The organism is Shewanella sp. MR-4 (assembly GCF_000014685.1).
In the GTDB taxonomy this organism is placed as follows: domain Bacteria; phylum Pseudomonadota; class Gammaproteobacteria; order Enterobacterales; family Shewanellaceae; genus Shewanella.
On record NC_008321.1, the window covers coordinates 253,113 to 267,930 of the forward strand.

Genomic DNA, 14,818 nt, shown 5'->3' on the forward strand with positions numbered 1-14,818 from the left:
TTCGAAAGCCTCAAGAAGTTTGCAAAAACGCCTTGACGCGACACGGGAAATGCGTAGAATACGCAGCCCTGACCCGCTGAGCGGTAGCGCGAAGTGAATGGTCAAATGCTCTTTAACAATCTAAACAAGAAATCTGTGTGGACACTCACAGGTGTTGAGTTAATCGAAATTACTCTGCCGTTTGGCGAGTAATCAAAATTTAAATCAATGAATGAGTGTTCATAGCAATATGTACATACAGTAATGTATGGATTGAAACGCGATGCTTCTTAGTGAGCAAAGCGAATCAAAACAGTAGAATTCATTGAGTCGTTTAACGCGAGTTAAACAAAAAACTTTTAATTGAAGAGTTTGATCATGGCTCAGATTGAACGCTGGCGGCAGGCCTAACACATGCAAGTCGAGCGGCAGCACAAGGGAGTTTACTCCTGAGGTGGCGAGCGGCGGACGGGTGAGTAATGCCTAGGGATCTGCCCAGTCGAGGGGGATAACAGTTGGAAACGACTGCTAATACCGCATACGCCCTACGGGGGAAAGAGGGGGACTTTCGGGCCTCTCGCGATTGGATGAACCTAGGTGGGATTAGCTAGTTGGTGAGGTAATGGCTCACCAAGGCGACGATCCCTAGCTGTTCTGAGAGGATGATCAGCCACACTGGGACTGAGACACGGCCCAGACTCCTACGGGAGGCAGCAGTGGGGAATATTGCACAATGGGGGAAACCCTGATGCAGCCATGCCGCGTGTGTGAAGAAGGCCTTCGGGTTGTAAAGCACTTTCAGTAGGGAGGAAAGGGTAAGTCTTAATACGGCTTATCTGTGACGTTACCTACAGAAGAAGGACCGGCTAACTCCGTGCCAGCAGCCGCGGTAATACGGAGGGTCCAAGCGTTAATCGGAATTACTGGGCGTAAAGCGTGCGCAGGCGGTTTGTTAAGCGAGATGTGAAAGCCCCGGGCTCAACCTGGGAATTGCATTTCGAACTGGCAAACTAGAGTCTTGTAGAGGGGGGTAGAATTCCAGGTGTAGCGGTGAAATGCGTAGAGATCTGGAGGAATACCGGTGGCGAAGGCGGCCCCCTGGACAAAGACTGACGCTCAGGCACGAAAGCGTGGGGAGCAAACAGGATTAGATACCCTGGTAGTCCACGCCGTAAACGATGTCTACTCGGAGTTTGGTGTCTTGAACACTGGGCTCTCAAGCTAACGCATTAAGTAGACCGCCTGGGGAGTACGGCCGCAAGGTTAAAACTCAAATGAATTGACGGGGGCCCGCACAAGCGGTGGAGCATGTGGTTTAATTCGATGCAACGCGAAGAACCTTACCTACTCTTGACATCCAGAGAATTCGCTAGAGATAGCTTAGTGCCTTCGGGAACTCTGAGACAGGTGCTGCATGGCTGTCGTCAGCTCGTGTTGTGAAATGTTGGGTTAAGTCCCGCAACGAGCGCAACCCCTATCCTTATTTGCCAGCGCGTAATGGCGGGAACTCTAGGGAGACTGCCGGTGATAAACCGGAGGAAGGTGGGGACGACGTCAAGTCATCATGGCCCTTACGAGTAGGGCTACACACGTGCTACAATGGCGAGTACAGAGGGTTGCAAAGCCGCGAGGTGGAGCTAATCTCACAAAGCTCGTCGTAGTCCGGATTGGAGTCTGCAACTCGACTCCATGAAGTCGGAATCGCTAGTAATCGTGGATCAGAATGCCACGGTGAATACGTTCCCGGGCCTTGTACACACCGCCCGTCACACCATGGGAGTGGGCTGCAAAAGAAGTGGGTAGCTTAACCTTCGGGAGGGCGCTCACCACTTTGTGGTTCATGACTGGGGTGAAGTCGTAACAAGGTAGCCCTAGGGGAACCTGGGGCTGGATCACCTCCTTACCTATACGACTAACTCGATGTTTGTTGAGTGTTCACACAGATGGCTTGTTGAACTTCTCGAAAGAGGAGGGAGAGCGAAATGCGCCGCGTGCCGGTAAGCATTGTTCTTTAACAATTTGGAAAGCTGATAGTAATTAATGCAATGATGTCTGTCGTTGTGTTAATACGAAAAAATTGAGTTCTTAAAACACTTTTTAAGTGTCTTGAATATTCAAGTCTAAGGCGAGTCCATCTTCTTGGTCGAAGATGAGACAAGTAAAACCAGCTGGTCGCAACGACGCAAGTGATGTGAAACTCATTTGGGTTGTATGGTTAAGCGACTAAGCGTATACGGTGGATGCCTTGGCAGTCAGAGGCGATGAAGGACGTAGTAACTTGCGAAAAGCGTTGGCGAGCTAGTAACAAGCATTTGAGCTAACGATGTCCGAATGGGGGAACCCAGCAGCATAAGCTGTTATCACTGCATGAATACATAGTGTAGTGAGGCAAACGAGGGGAACTGAAACATCTAAGTACCCTTAGGAAAAGAAATCAACCGAGATTCCCCTAGTAGCGGCGAGCGAACGGGGATTAGCCCTTAAGTCAGAGGGGTGTTAGTGGAATGGTCTGGAAAGTCCAGCGGCACAGGGTGATAGCCCCGTACACGAAAACTAACCTTTGATGAAAACGAGTAAGGCGGGACACGTGATATCCTGTTTGAATATGGGGGGACCATCCTCCAAGGCTAAATACTCCTGACTGACCGATAGTGAACCAGTACCGTGAGGGAAAGGCGAAAAGAACCCCTGTGAGGGGAGTGAAATAGAACCTGAAACCGTATACGTACAAGCAGTGGGAGCGGTACTTGAGACCGTGACTGCGTACCTTTTGTATAATGGGTCAGCGACTTACGTTTTGTAGCGAGGTTAAGCGAATAGCGGAGCCGTAGGGAAACCGAGTGTTAACTGCGCGTTTAGTTGCAAGGCGTAGACCCGAAACCCGGTGATCTAGCCATGGGCAGGTTGAAGGTTGAGTAACATCAACTGGAGGACCGAACCGACTAATGTTGAAAAATTAGCGGATGACTTGTGGCTGGGGGTGAAAGGCCAATCAAACCGGGAGATATCTGGTTCTCCTCGAAAGCTATTTAGGTAGCGCCTCGGACGAACACCTTTGGGGGTAGAGCACTGTTAAGGCTAGGGGGTCATCCCGACTTACCAACCCTTTGCAAACTCCGAATACCAAAGAGTGCTATCCGGGAGACAGACGGCGGGTGCTAACGTCCGTCGTCAAAAGGGAAACAACCCAGACCGTCAGCTAAGGTCCCAAAGTGTATGTTAAGTGGGAAACGATGTGGGAAGGCTTAGACAGCTAGGATGTTGGCTTAGAAGCAGCCATCATTTAAAGAAAGCGTAATAGCTCACTAGTCGAGTCGGCCTGCGCGGAAGATGTAACGGGGCTAAACATACCACCGAAGCTACGGGTGCAATCCATTAGGGTTGCGCGGTAGAGGAGCGTTCTGTAAGCCGTTGAAGGTGAAGGGGTAACCCACGCTGGAGGTATCAGAAGTGCGAATGCTGACATGAGTAACGATAAAGGGGGTGAAAAACCCCCTCGCCGAAAGACCAAGGGTTCCTGTCCAACGTTAATCGGGGCAGGGTGAGTCGACCCCTAAGGCGAGGCCGAAAGGCGTAGTCGATGGGAAACAGATTAATATTTCTGTACTTCCGCTAACTGCGATGGAGAGACGGAGAAGGCTAGGCTAGCGCGGCGTTGGTAGTCCGCGTTTAAGGTGGTAGGTGGGTGACTTAGGCAAATCCGGGTCACTATACACTGAGAGCTGATGACGAGTCCCCAAGGGGATGAAGTAGTTGATGCCATGCTTCCAGGAAAATCTTCTAAGCTTCAGGTTAGCGGGAATCGTACCCCAAACCGACACAGGTGGTCGGGTAGAGAATACCAAGGCGCTTGAGAGAACTCGGCTGAAGGAACTAGGCAAAATGGTACCGTAACTTCGGGAGAAGGTACGCTGCTGTTGGTGATGGGACTTGCTCCCTAAGCTGACGGCAGTCGCAGATACCAGGTGGCTGCAACTGTTTATCAAAAACACAGCACTGTGCAAAATCGCAAGATGACGTATACGGTGTGACGCCTGCCCGGTGCCGGAAGGTTAATTGATTGGGTTATCGCAAGAGAAGCTCATGATCGAAGCCCCGGTAAACGGCGGCCGTAACTATAACGGTCCTAAGGTAGCGAAATTCCTTGTCGGGTAAGTTCCGACCTGCACGAATGGCGTAATGATGGCCACGCTGTCTCCAGCCGAGACTCAGTGAAGTTGAAATTGCGGTGAAGATGCCGTATACCCGCGGCTAGACGGAAAGACCCCGTGAACCTTTACTATAGCTTGGCACTGAACATTGACCCTACATGTGTAGGATAGGTGGGAGACTTTGAAGTTGGAACGCTAGTTCTGATGGAGTCGTCCTTGAAATACCACCCTTGTAGTGTTGATGTTCTAACTTGGGCCCCTAATCGGGGTTAAGGACAGTGCCTGGTGGGTAGTTTGACTGGGGCGGTCTCCTCCCAAAGAGTAACGGAGGAGCACGAAGGTTGGCTAAGTACGGTCGGACATCGTACGGTTAGTGCAATGGCATAAGCCAGCTTAACTGCGAGACAGACACGTCGAGCAGGTACGAAAGTAGGTCATAGTGATCCGGTGGTTCTGAATGGAAGGGCCATCGCTCAACGGATAAAAGGTACTCCGGGGATAACAGGCTGATACCGCCCAAGAGTTCATATCGACGGCGGTGTTTGGCACCTCGATGTCGGCTCATCACATCCTGGGGCTGAAGTCGGTCCCAAGGGTATGGCTGTTCGCCATTTAAAGTGGTACGCGAGCTGGGTTCAGAACGTCGTGAGACAGTTCGGTCCCTATCTGCCGTGGGCGTTGGATGATTGAGGGGAGTTGCTCCTAGTACGAGAGGACCGGAGTGAACGAACCGCTGGTGTTCGGGTTGTCATGCCAATGGCATTGCCCGGTAGCTATGTTCGGAATCGATAACCGCTGAAAGCATCTAAGCGGGAAGCGAGCCCCAAGATGAGTCATCCCTTGGACTTTAAGTCCACTAAAGAGCCGTTCGAGACTAGGACGTTGATAGGTCAGGTGTGTAAGCGTTGTGAGGCGTTGAGCTAACTGATACTAATGACTCGAGAGGCTTAACCATACAACCCAGATGGGTTTTGCTAAGTAGTACTTAGACGAATACAAACACTTAAGAAGTGGCACTCAATACAGCTTTCTAAATTAACAAATAAAGGTTAATTACGCAGGTAATGGTACGGCAGACAAAGCCGTGACGAGCGAAGGGCGGAGTGTACGGTAGTACATGAGCACTGGAGTGAGGAAACAATGCCGTCAGACGTAGAATTAACCAGTAAGAATTTGCTTGGTGACAATAGCATTGTGGTCCCACCTGATCCCATCCCGAACTCAGAAGTGAAACGCAATCGCGCCGATGGTAGTGTGGGGTCTCCCCATGTGAGAGTAGGTCATCGCCAAGCGCCTAATTTAGCTTAATGTGCAAACGTTAAGTTAAAGGAGCGGTAGTTCAGTTGGTTAGAATACCGGCCTGTCACGCCGGGGGTCGCGGGTTCGAGTCCCGTCCGCTCCGCCAACATTAAGAGATAAGCCTCTGCAGCAATGCAGAGGCTTTTTTCGTTTCACCTGTACCATTTTTTAGCCGCTCTTATTTCTCTTTGTTTAACAGTCCTCTGGCTAGCGCAAAATAAATCTTTATTTTCTGCTGTTGAAATCATGCTATTTGCCCCAAGATAATCCGAAGTGCTGCAATCTGGTGGCGTTTATCACAGGAGTTTATGTCATGCTTTATGATTTAACGGCTGTTCAATTTAGCAAGATGCTGAAAAACTTGAGTCTTATTCTGGAAAAGGGTGAGATTTTTGCCAACTTGAAGAAGGTGGATATGGCGGTATTATTAAATTCCCGCTTAGCACCCGATCAATTTAATCTGATCCGTCAGATCCAGATTGCCTGTGATACCGCCAAGATTGGAGTCGCGCGTCTGACGGGTAATTTAGATACAGTGCCTAAGCATGATGATACTGAAACGACTCTGCCTGAGCTGCAGGCGCGTATTGCTTCTGTTATCGAGTACTTGGCTCAATTTACCGAAGCAGATTTTACCGATGCGGCGACAATTCACGTTTCTCAACCGCGTTGGGAAGGTAAGTATTTAACGGGATACGAGTTTGCGATTGAGCATGCAATCCCGAACTTATATTTCCATGTGACGACGGCCTATGCGATTCTGCGCCATAACGGTGTGGATGTGGGTAAGAAAGATTATCTTGGCCCTATGCCTTACAAGTCGTAATGCCCATAGCACAGCGGAGCATTAGCTTTGCTGTGCGTTTAATGCGGCTGAGGTAAGAGCACGCTAACCTTTAGCCCGCCAAGTTCCGAGTGTGTAAAGCTAAGTTCTCCCTGATAACTCTCGACAATATCTTTGCAAATCGACAGGCCTAAGCCATGGCCTTGAATGCTCTCATCGAGCCGAATTCCTCGCTCCGTAATCACAGCTAAATCGCTATCGGATACGCCTTCGCCATCGTCGCTGACCTCAATCAGATACGCCCGCTTGCTGGCATGAGTCTGCTCAATACAAAGCTTTATCTGTTGACGCCCATGTTTGCAGGCGTTGTCGAGTAGATTGCCTAGCAGTTCCAGTAAGTCGTCCCGGTCGAAGGGCATGACCAGTGTTTTATCAAACTGATAATCAATTTTACGCTCTGGATAGATGCGCTGCATCACTTGGATGAGTGGCGGCAGATCGTCATTGAGCACGGTAAAACGCCCAGGCGTTGAAAGCCCGACGATTTTAGTGCGCTTAAGCTCTCGCTCAATAATATGGTGCAGATCCGCGAGCACCTTACTGCCTTCGCGTCTTTGCTCTGGCGCTAGGCTATCGAGGTAGGATTGTAACCCTTGCAGTGGGCGTTTCATTTCGTGGGCAAGATTACCCAAGGCATTGCGTGAACGTTGCACCCTCTGCCCGAGTTGATTCATGAGGCGTTCGATTTCCTCAATCAAAGGGCTAATCTCTGTTGGTGTGTGCTGGGTATCGATTTCTTGCCCTTGGAGCCGCAGTTGCCTGATTGCATCTGGCATTTGCTCTAGCGATTTAAAGCCCCGCTTGAGCAATAGGTGCTGGGCAAATAACAGGATCATAATGGTCAGTAGTACCACTACCGCGGCAAAGCCTAAAAAGCGTAATTGGGTTTGCTCGAGTGAGCTAATGTCTTCCGTCACCCAGAGGATAATGGTTTGCTCATTCTTAACGATTGCCTGACTGAGCATCAGCCAATGATGGTGGCCAACATATTGAGTGGCGAGTTGTTGTTCACCAACCTTTAGTGTTGGCAGGGTGACGTTATGATCGAAAAGCGATCGAGAGCGGAGTTGCTGCTCACCGATTTTAATCGCAAAGTAGTGGCCCGAATTGACCCTGTGATACACATTGGGGAGCCTATCGGCACTCAGTGCCCAAGTGCCATCGGCTTGCGGTTCGAGGGCGGAGATCAGACTATCGGTATCGTGCTGCAGGCGCGAGGCGACAAAGTCTTGGGTCAAGATTTGAATGCCTTGAAATAGCAAATACAACAATAGCGCCATGGCGCAGGTGAGGGTGATAAGCAGATTGCGGGTGAGGTAGGCTTTGAGTGAATACACGCTTATGCATCCTTGAGTCGATAACCTTGGCCGCGCCGCGTCTCGATATAGTCTTTACCTAGGCGTTGGCGGAGTCGGTTGACATACACTTCAATCACATTGCTGTCTTTGATTTGTTCCTCTTCGTAAATGCGCTCACTCAACTCGGATTTGGAGACAATCTTAGTCGGGTTGGCCATTAAATAATGCAGCAGGCGATACTCAATCTTAGTCAGCTCGATAACGTCCCCTTCTGCATTGGTCACCGCTTGTTTATCCACATCGAGGGAGACGCCCGCATGTTGCAGCAGATTATCGGCGCGGCCAAAGTGGCGGCGGATCAGCGCTTCTAATCTGGCGAGCAGCTCCTCAACATGGAAAGGTTTACCGAGATAATCATCGGCGCCGGCCTTTAGGCCATCGACGCGTTCGTGCCAAGCATCGCGAGCCGTAAGAATTAACACTGGCATCAACAGGCCCTTTTGGCGCCATTGGCTCAGTACGCTTAAGCCTGGCTTTCCGGGCAAGCCTAAATCGAGGATCACCGCCTCGAAGGCTTCTTCCTCACCCAGAAAAGCGCCATCGATACCATTATTGGCATGTTCAACCGTGTAGCCCGCCTTGTTAAGGGCGGGGATGAGGCGAGCCACTAAGTCAGTATCATCTTCAATTAGGAGTAAGCGCATCAGTCGACCTTTTCCTTAAGCCATTCACCCGTTTTGGCATCGATCTTAATCTCATAGACCACGCCATCGTCACGCAGGATTTCGAGTTCATAGATGATGCGCCCGTGTTTTTGCTCGACCTCGAGGTCTAGCAAGCGCCCCTTAAGGCGCGACTCATAGCGTTGCATGATGGTGTCGAAGGGTAATACTTTACCCTCCTTCACCCATTCGACCACTTTGTTGGAGAGGTCTTCATCATGGGCTAGACAGCTTGGGCTGTTAATCATCCCAGCGGCCAAAGCCAGGAATATTAACGGTATCTTCATCGAATATGCCCTTCTCTGCGAGGTTATGGCAATTGCTGCATTGGCTGAATGAGCCGACTTTGGGGTTATCTTGCACCATGCGTCTTGGGATCTCATCGTGCTTACGGATAAAAAATGCCTGCTCGGTAATTTTCTGCGGCCCGATGCCGTCAATCAAAGGTTTGCTATTTTTCATCACCTTACCATTTTGTGCAGCATGTTGAACGAGATATTGCTCAATTCTAGCCGTTGCTTCAGGCGACAGACTGGCATCATCACCAAAGTGGTTGCTTAGGTTGCTGGTAATTGCCTGCCACTTTTCGGCGGGCAGTAGATTTGCGGGATACGCCATATGGCAGCTACCGCATTCTGCTGAATATTCTGCATTTTGTGGGATGGCTTGATTATGTTCGAAGCCATCGTGGGCATAACCTGTGCCAGTAAAGGTTAAGCTGAGCCCTACGGCACCTATCGCAAGGGCGAGGACGGTGAGTGTGGTTCCGGCAATCCAGCTTAGGGGATGGGCTTGTTTAGTCATGGTATTTCCTTAGGTTTTACTGATTAAAATGGATGTGAATAACGCCGTTATTGCAAACTCAGCCACAGCAGTACGTCACCTTTTTCTTGAGGCGTGCACTCGCGTTTAAAGGTCCAGTTACAGTTGCGGGTAAACCATTTCTCAATCTTGGCCGCATCGGTTAAACGGTGACTGGTGAGCGACGGCGCCATGGCCTCGATCGGCTTTCGGGTGTTTTGATGCATACCTGGGTCTGTCACTTTGGCGGTGTGGCAGCTGGCACAGCTGCGATCCTCACTCTGCTGTAGCCACAGTGCTTGTCCTGCCGCGGCGCTAAAGGGGCCTGCACCTTGTGCCTGATATTGTTGTAGTTGTAAGCCAATTCGCTCGGCGCTGAGTGGCAAGCTGGCGACCTTGGAATTGGCGGCATTGGCATTGGCATTAACACTGCTGAGTAGTACCACAGTGAGCGCCAGTCCCATCAGGCTTTTATTCAGGTTGTTGTTCATCTCTAACTCCTTTGAACGGTCGGATAGTGACGGTTATTGATGTTCATCTTGTTGGATCAGCGGGCGCTGCTTTTTACCTGTCAGCATGGCTTTGACGAGGTTTTCCTTATGCAGCAGGCTGCTGACGATCACGCCGCCGACATGGGTGACGATAAGAAACAGGCTGAAGTTGGCGAAAAACTCATGCACTTCTTTCAGTGCGCCCTCGGGCCAAGAGGCGAAAAAGCTTGTGGCTAGTGGACCTTGGCCATCGGTGGCATAAAGCGCCATGCCGGAGAAGCCCGTGAACCCTATGCAGAGGATCAGGGCGACTATCATCAGCGCGCCTGCCGGATTGTGGCCGATGTAATCCTTAGCCTTGCCCGTGAAGAGTTCCTTCAGGTAAGTCCATGCGATGCTCGGACGGGTAACAAAGTTGATAAAACGCGCATGGTGAGTGCCAATCACGCCCCATAACAGGCGAAATACCAGCAGGGTTAAGATGCTGTAGCCAGCGTAACTGTGGATGTTCATCCATTCGTCTTCACCTTCGGTGAGGTAGGCTAAGGTAAAAAAGCCCACCAATGACCAGTGAAAGATACGGATCAAGGGATCCCAGACTTTGATGTTTTGCTGCATATTTGAGGACATGATCTGTTGCTCCTAAGGTGGTGTGCTTGCAGGCTACTAAAGCCAAACTTAAACGGCGCTTAAATTTTGCGGAGTGAACTTGCCCGCTGTTCTGGTGAGCGAAATGGGTAAATAAGAGATAAATCCATCGAACTAAGCTTGTTAAGGTATTGGTTTTAAGCTAGATTTTGCCGCTTCATCTTCGAGAGGTAAGGGAGCAACCTGTTTATGCCAGTCCATCTTTTTAGCCGTCAGCCCGATCGAAAATCTTTTTTAATTTATGCGGTGCTGCTGTTTATCATTGAAGTGTTGATCGCGCGTTTTGTGCCTTCGGGGTTTATTCGTGGTTTTGTCGGTGACGTGTTAGTGGTGATCCTGTTGTTTTGCATGGCGCGCACGCTAGTGCCCGTGGTGAATGCAAAAGGGGAATCAATCAATCGGTTTTGGCACACGCCATGGTTGGCGCTGGCTGTGCTGCTGTTTGCCTTCGGTATCGAATTTGGCCAGTATTGGGGCTTAGTGGACAAGCTGGGGTTAGGCGGCAATCGTTTGGCGCGAATCGTGATTGGTAGCCATTTCGACCCACTCGACTTGCTGGCGTATTTTGTGGGATACCTGATATTGATGGGCTTGTATTGGAAGCGAAATTAGCTATTTCAAGGCAAAGGAAGGATACCGCATGCAGCCGATAACAGCCTTCACACTGCGAGTGTCCGATAGCGAGGCGCTCACTCAGCCTTTGTATTTCAATGAGCAAGCTACAGGGGCCAAGATTGCGGGAAGGCAGCTTGAGGCCCAGTACCGCTGCACTTTACCCAATGGCTCCCAAGGCTATTTACTGTTGACCTCCTACGATTGTCCCTTTGAAGAATCGACCGAGTGCAGCCTGCTCGATACATCCTTTAAATTAGTGGCGAGTCGCTCCCTCTCGCAGAGTTATCATTCGTTTTTACTCTATGCCCATTGGCCTGTTGCGGATAATGGCCTGCGGCTGCATTACTACGATCAGTTAGTTTGGGATTTGCATGTTCTGCCAAGCCGTTTAGGTCGGTTCGGGGGGCCGCGTCTCGAATTTAGCCCAGTAGCCAATCCTGAGTGCGATCCCCGCACCACAAGCTCGATGGCACAACTGTCGCAGCGGTTAGCGAATATCGAGACTGACCGTTAACGCGATACTAAAAAAGGCGTCAGCAATTCGGTCAACCAAGCCATAAATACCTGAAGGCGCTTTGAAAGATGGCGTCTATGGGGATAGAGCAAGCTCACAGGCATTGAGGGCGCTGGGTAATCTGGCAAGATCTCTATCAGTTCGCCAGTTTGAAGATATTTTGCCACCCCAATATTCGGCGCTTGAATAATCCCTAAACCCGCCAGACAGGCCGCGCTGTAGGCATCGGCATTATTGACTGTGATTAGCTTAGGTAAGGCTAGGGCGCAGAGTTCGTGATTATCTTGGCTTAGATACTCAAATCCTGAATCGCTGCCGCCCAATTGGCCAACGTAATGAATAAGCTTATGCCATTGGCTAAGCTCTTCTAAACTCGATGGTTTACCGTATTTTTCGATATAGCTTGGGCTAACGCAGTTCAGCATCTTAAAGTGGCCAATCTTCTTAGCGATAACGCCTTCTTGCTGCACGCTACCAACGCGGATCACGCAGTCAAAACCTTCGGCGACGATATCGACCTTGCGGTCGGTACTGCTTAGCTCCAACTCAATTTGGGGATATTGTTCAATAAACTCAGGAAGATGGGGAAGCACTAAGTTTCGCGCAATCCCTGTGGACATATCGACTCTTAAGCGACCGGAAACTTGCGCCGCCTGCAGCTGGAAAAGGCTTTCTAATTCTTGATAGTCGGTGAGCAAGTTTTTGCAGCGCTCATAACAACTTATGCCGTCTTGAGTGAGGCGCACCGTGCGAGTGGTACGTTGTAGTAAACGTGCGCCTAGAGCGGTTTCGAACTGGGCTACCACATTCGACACATGGGTTTTCGACAGACCTAGGCTGATACTGGCTTGAGTAAAACTCTCTAATTCAGCCACCCGCATAAAAATTTGCATGGCTTGCAGTCTATCTTGCATTGCAATTGTTCTCTAATAGCTAACAGTCTTGCCATTTATAGTGTGTTTATCCCTCATTGTGCAAGTAATAAGCTGTGTGCAGTGGAATCGCCATGCTGTGCGGCGGCATTAACATAGATGAATGAAGAGGATACACAATGAACACAACTCCCATCGCGCTGATCACCGGTGCAAGCCGTGGCTTAGGTAAAAATGCGGTCCTGACCTTAGCCGCACAAGGTGTTGATATTATTCTAACTTACCAAAGTAATGCTGCAGCGGCCGCCGAGGTGGTTGCGGAAATTGAATGGCACGGACGCAAGGCTGTCGCGTTACCGTTAGATGTGGGTAATAGCCAGTCCTTTAGTGATTTTTCTCAACGCGTTAAAACCGCACTCGAACAGACTTGGCAGCGAGATAGTTTTAACTATCTAGTTAATAATGCTGGGATTGGTATCCATGTGCCCATGGCTGAAACCAGTATGGAGCAGTTCGATACTTTGATGAATATTCATGTCAAAGGACCTTTCTTCTTAACTCAGGCTTTGCTGCCTCTGCTTGCCGATAATGGCAGTATCATCAATGTCTCTACGGGGTTAACGCGCTTTGCTGTTCCGGGATTTGGTGCCTACGCCACTATGAAAGGCGCGGTCGAAACCATGACCAAATACTGGGCGAAGGAGCTTGGTCCACGCGGCATTCGCGTTAATGTGCTGGCTCCCGGTGCAATCGAAACGGACTTTGGTGGTGGTGCCGTCCGGGATAACCGACAGATGAATGAGTTTTTAGCGCAGCAAACGGCGTTGGGGCGGGTGGGATTACCCGAAGATATTGGCGGAGCAATCAGTGTCTTGTTGTCACCCGCCGCGGCGTGGATAAACGCACAACGTATCGAGGCATCTGGCGGTATGTTCTTATAGTTCAACGCGATAAAAATAAAGAAAGGGCCAGTGGCCCTTTCTTGTTATCAAGGTAAGTTTCAGCTGGGTTAGAAGAACCCGAGCGGATTGATATCGTAACTCACCAATAGGTTTTTGGTGTTTTGATAGTGATTGAGCATCATCTTGTGGGTTTCACGGCCGATACCCGACTTCTTATAACCGCCAAAGGCAGCGTGGGCAGGATAGGCGTGGTAGCAGTTAATCCAAACGCGACCCGCTTGAATGCCTCGTCCTAGACGCTGGGCACGGTTCATATCCCGCGTCCATACACCCGCACCAAGGCCGTATTCGGTATCGTTGGCAATTGCCAAGGCTTCGGCCTCATCCTTGAAGGTGGTGACCGAAATAACCGGACCGAAGATTTCCTCTTGGAAAATCCGCATCTTATTATGGCCTTTCATGATCGTTGGGCTGATGTAATAGCCTTTGCTTTGCTCGCCTTCAAGTTGGCAAAGCGAGCCGCCTAAAAGCACCTGCGCGCCTTCATCTTTACCAATCGCGAGATAGCTTAAGATCTTATCGAACTGTTCTTGGGAGGCTTGTGCGCCCACTTGGGTGGCGGTATCCAGCGGGTTGCCTTGCTTGATGGTTTGCGCACGGGCGAGCACTTTTTCGATGAAGCGATCGTAAATCGATTCTTGGATTAACACCCTTGATGGGCAAGTACAGACTTCACCTTGGTTGAAGAAGGCCAGCAACATGCCTTCGACGGCCTTATCTAAATACTCGTCTTCGTGGTCCATCACATCGGCGAAATACAGGTTAGGCGATTTACCGCCGAGTTCGACTGTCGATGGGATCAGTGATTCGGCGGCACATTTTAAGATGTGATAACCGACTTCGGTGGAGCCAGTAAAGGCCAGTTTAGCGATACGTTTGCTGGTGGCGAGGGCTTGGCCCGCTTCGGCGCCAAAACCGTTGACGACGTTGAGGATGCCGGGCGGCAGCAGATCTTCAATCAGTTCGAGTAGTACAAGGATAGATACTGGCGTTTGCTCGGCGGGTTTGAGTACCACGCAGTTGCCTGCGGCGAGTGCAGGGGCGATTTTCCATGCAGCCATCAACAGCGGGAAGTTCCACGGAATGATTTGTCCGACGACACCCAATGGCTCTGGGAAGTGATAGCTGACGGTATTGCCATCGATGTCCGCGGCGCTGCCTTCCTGTGCTCGAATGCAGCCGGCAAAGTAACGGAAGTGGTCGACAAACAGAGGCAAGTCGGCGTTGAGGGTTTCGCGCACCGCTTTACCGTTTTCCCAGGTTTCGGCAACGGCTAAGTATTCGAGATTTTGCTCAACGCGATCGGCGATACGCAGCAGTAAATTCGCACGCTCGGTGACCGAGGTTTTTCCCCAAGCGTCCTTAGCGGCGTGGGCAGCATCGAGCGCCAGTTCAATATCGCGGTAGTCGGAGCGGGGAATTTTACAGAAGTTTTGACCATTGACGGGGGAGCGATTATCGAAGTATTCGCCGTTGACTGGGGCGACCCATTTTCCACCGATAAAGTTGGCGTATTTTTCTTTAAAGTTAACGATGGCACCAGCGGTTCCGGGTTGAGCATAGATCATAGTGTTTTCCTTCTGTGACTGCCGAATACGCTAAATGAGCAGCGTCTCAGCAAA

12 protein-coding genes, 1 tRNA gene and 3 rRNA genes are annotated in these 14,818 nt (G+C 50.3%); 8 read left to right on the forward strand and 8 right to left on the reverse strand.

What is annotated here, in order from left to right:
• The first annotated feature begins 339 nt into the window (after positions 1–339).
• The 5 genes from SHEWMR4_RS01265 (at position 340) to SHEWMR4_RS01285 (ending at position 6,255) form a co-directional block, all read left to right on the forward strand.
• Positions 340–1,882 (forward strand): 16S ribosomal RNA (locus tag SHEWMR4_RS01265).
• 310 nt (positions 1,883–2,192) lie between these two features.
• Positions 2,193–5,085: ribosomal RNA gene (locus tag SHEWMR4_RS01270) — 23S ribosomal RNA — on the forward strand.
• A gap of 221 nt (positions 5,086–5,306) precedes the next feature.
• A 5S ribosomal RNA gene (rrf, locus tag SHEWMR4_RS01275) occupies positions 5,307–5,422 on the forward strand.
• The 16S, 23S and 5S rRNA genes sit together here with 1 tRNA gene alongside, the layout of an rRNA operon.
• A gap of 36 nt (positions 5,423–5,458) precedes the next feature.
• A tRNA-Asp gene (locus SHEWMR4_RS01280) sits at positions 5,459–5,535 on the forward strand.
• 207 nt (positions 5,536–5,742) lie between these two features.
• A complete protein-coding gene (locus SHEWMR4_RS01285; RefSeq protein ID WP_011621046.1) occupies positions 5,743–6,255 on the forward strand; it encodes a DUF1993 family protein in 513 nt (170 codons plus the stop codon).
• 38 nt (positions 6,256–6,293) lie between these two features.
• Here SHEWMR4_RS01285 and SHEWMR4_RS01290 read toward each other — a convergent pair whose 3' ends face one another.
• The 6 genes from SHEWMR4_RS01290 to SHEWMR4_RS01315 are packed head-to-tail and all read right to left on the reverse strand — an operon-like array spanning position 6,294 to position 10,215.
• Positions 6,294–7,610 (reverse strand): sensor histidine kinase, encoded by a 1,317-nt coding sequence (locus SHEWMR4_RS01290; protein ID WP_011621047.1) that lies wholly within the window; start codon positions 7,608–7,610, stop codon positions 6,294–6,296.
• 2 nt (positions 7,611–7,612) lie between these two features.
• Positions 7,613–8,275, reverse strand: a complete 663-nt coding sequence (locus tag SHEWMR4_RS01295) for a response regulator transcription factor (RefSeq protein ID WP_011621048.1) — start codon at positions 8,273–8,275, stop codon at positions 7,613–7,615.
• The gene (locus SHEWMR4_RS01300) at positions 8,275–8,541 is read right to left on the reverse strand and encodes a PepSY domain-containing protein (RefSeq protein WP_011621049.1); all 267 of its coding nucleotides are present in this window, start codon (positions 8,539–8,541) and stop codon (positions 8,275–8,277) included. The genes SHEWMR4_RS01295 and SHEWMR4_RS01300 overlap by 1 nt, the downstream gene beginning before the upstream one ends.
• Entirely contained in the window at positions 8,534–9,097 is a 564-nt protein-coding gene (locus SHEWMR4_RS01305) for a diheme cytochrome c (protein ID WP_011621050.1), read from the reverse strand. Before SHEWMR4_RS01305 ends, SHEWMR4_RS01300 begins: the two co-directional genes overlap by 8 nt.
• A 47-nt stretch (positions 9,098–9,144) precedes the next feature.
• A complete protein-coding gene (locus SHEWMR4_RS01310; RefSeq protein WP_011621051.1) occupies positions 9,145–9,585 on the reverse strand; it encodes a DUF1924 domain-containing protein in 441 nt (146 codons plus the stop codon).
• Positions 9,586–9,618: 33 nt separating this feature from the next.
• Positions 9,619–10,215, reverse strand: coding sequence for a cytochrome b/b6 domain-containing protein (locus SHEWMR4_RS01315; RefSeq protein ID WP_011621052.1), 597 nt, complete (start codon positions 10,213–10,215; stop codon positions 9,619–9,621).
• A 207-nt stretch (positions 10,216–10,422) separates the two neighbouring features.
• Between SHEWMR4_RS01315 and SHEWMR4_RS01320 the strand changes: the two genes are divergently transcribed.
• On the forward strand, positions 10,423–10,845 hold the full coding sequence (locus tag SHEWMR4_RS01320; RefSeq protein WP_011621053.1) for a DUF2809 domain-containing protein: 423 nt from the start codon (positions 10,423–10,425) through the stop codon (positions 10,843–10,845).
• 28 nt (positions 10,846–10,873) lie between these two features.
• Positions 10,874–11,362, forward strand: coding sequence for a hypothetical protein (locus SHEWMR4_RS01325; RefSeq protein ID WP_011621054.1), 489 nt, complete (start codon positions 10,874–10,876; stop codon positions 11,360–11,362).
• Here the strand turns inward: SHEWMR4_RS01325 and SHEWMR4_RS01330 are convergent.
• Entirely contained in the window at positions 11,359–12,276 is a 918-nt protein-coding gene (locus SHEWMR4_RS01330; protein ID WP_011621055.1) for a LysR family transcriptional regulator, read from the reverse strand. The genes SHEWMR4_RS01325 and SHEWMR4_RS01330 overlap by 4 nt on opposite strands.
• Before the next feature lie 137 nt (positions 12,277–12,413).
• Between SHEWMR4_RS01330 and SHEWMR4_RS01335 the strand changes: the two genes are divergently transcribed.
• A complete protein-coding gene (locus SHEWMR4_RS01335; protein ID WP_011621056.1) occupies positions 12,414–13,175 on the forward strand; it encodes an SDR family NAD(P)-dependent oxidoreductase in 762 nt (253 codons plus the stop codon).
• A 68-nt stretch (positions 13,176–13,243) separates the two neighbouring features.
• Here SHEWMR4_RS01335 and SHEWMR4_RS01340 read toward each other — a convergent pair whose 3' ends face one another.
• Entirely contained in the window at positions 13,244–14,764 is a 1,521-nt protein-coding gene (locus SHEWMR4_RS01340; protein WP_011621057.1) for an aldehyde dehydrogenase family protein, read from the reverse strand.
• Between the last annotated feature and the right edge of the window lie 54 nt (positions 14,765–14,818).

Excerpts from the sequence above, each read along its gene's own strand:
- SHEWMR4_RS01285 (WP_011621046.1), top strand. The coding sequence starts at position 5,743 with ATGCTTTATGATTTAACGGCTGTTCAATTTAGCAAGATGCTGAAAAAC.
- SHEWMR4_RS01295 (WP_011621048.1), bottom strand. The coding sequence starts at position 8,275 with ATGCGCTTACTCCTAATTGAAGATGATACTGACTTAGTGGCTCGCCTC.
- SHEWMR4_RS01300 (WP_011621049.1), bottom strand. The coding sequence starts at position 8,541 with ATGATTAACAGCCCAAGCTGTCTAGCCCATGATGAAGACCTCTCCAAC.
- SHEWMR4_RS01305 (WP_011621050.1), bottom strand. The coding sequence starts at position 9,097 with ATGACTAAACAAGCCCATCCCCTAAGCTGGATTGCCGGAACCACACTC.
- SHEWMR4_RS01310 (WP_011621051.1), bottom strand. The coding sequence starts at position 9,585 with ATGAACAACAACCTGAATAAAAGCCTGATGGGACTGGCGCTCACTGTG.
- SHEWMR4_RS01315 (WP_011621052.1), bottom strand. The coding sequence starts at position 10,215 with ATGTCCTCAAATATGCAGCAAAACATCAAAGTCTGGGATCCCTTGATC.
- SHEWMR4_RS01320 (WP_011621053.1), top strand. The coding sequence starts at position 10,423 with ATGCCAGTCCATCTTTTTAGCCGTCAGCCCGATCGAAAATCTTTTTTA.
- SHEWMR4_RS01325 (WP_011621054.1), top strand. The coding sequence starts at position 10,874 with ATGCAGCCGATAACAGCCTTCACACTGCGAGTGTCCGATAGCGAGGCG.
- SHEWMR4_RS01330 (WP_011621055.1), bottom strand. The coding sequence starts at position 12,276 with ATGCAAGATAGACTGCAAGCCATGCAAATTTTTATGCGGGTGGCTGAA.
- SHEWMR4_RS01335 (WP_011621056.1), top strand. The coding sequence starts at position 12,414 with ATGAACACAACTCCCATCGCGCTGATCACCGGTGCAAGCCGTGGCTTA.
- SHEWMR4_RS01340 (WP_011621057.1), bottom strand. The coding sequence starts at position 14,764 with ATGATCTATGCTCAACCCGGAACCGCTGGTGCCATCGTTAACTTTAAA.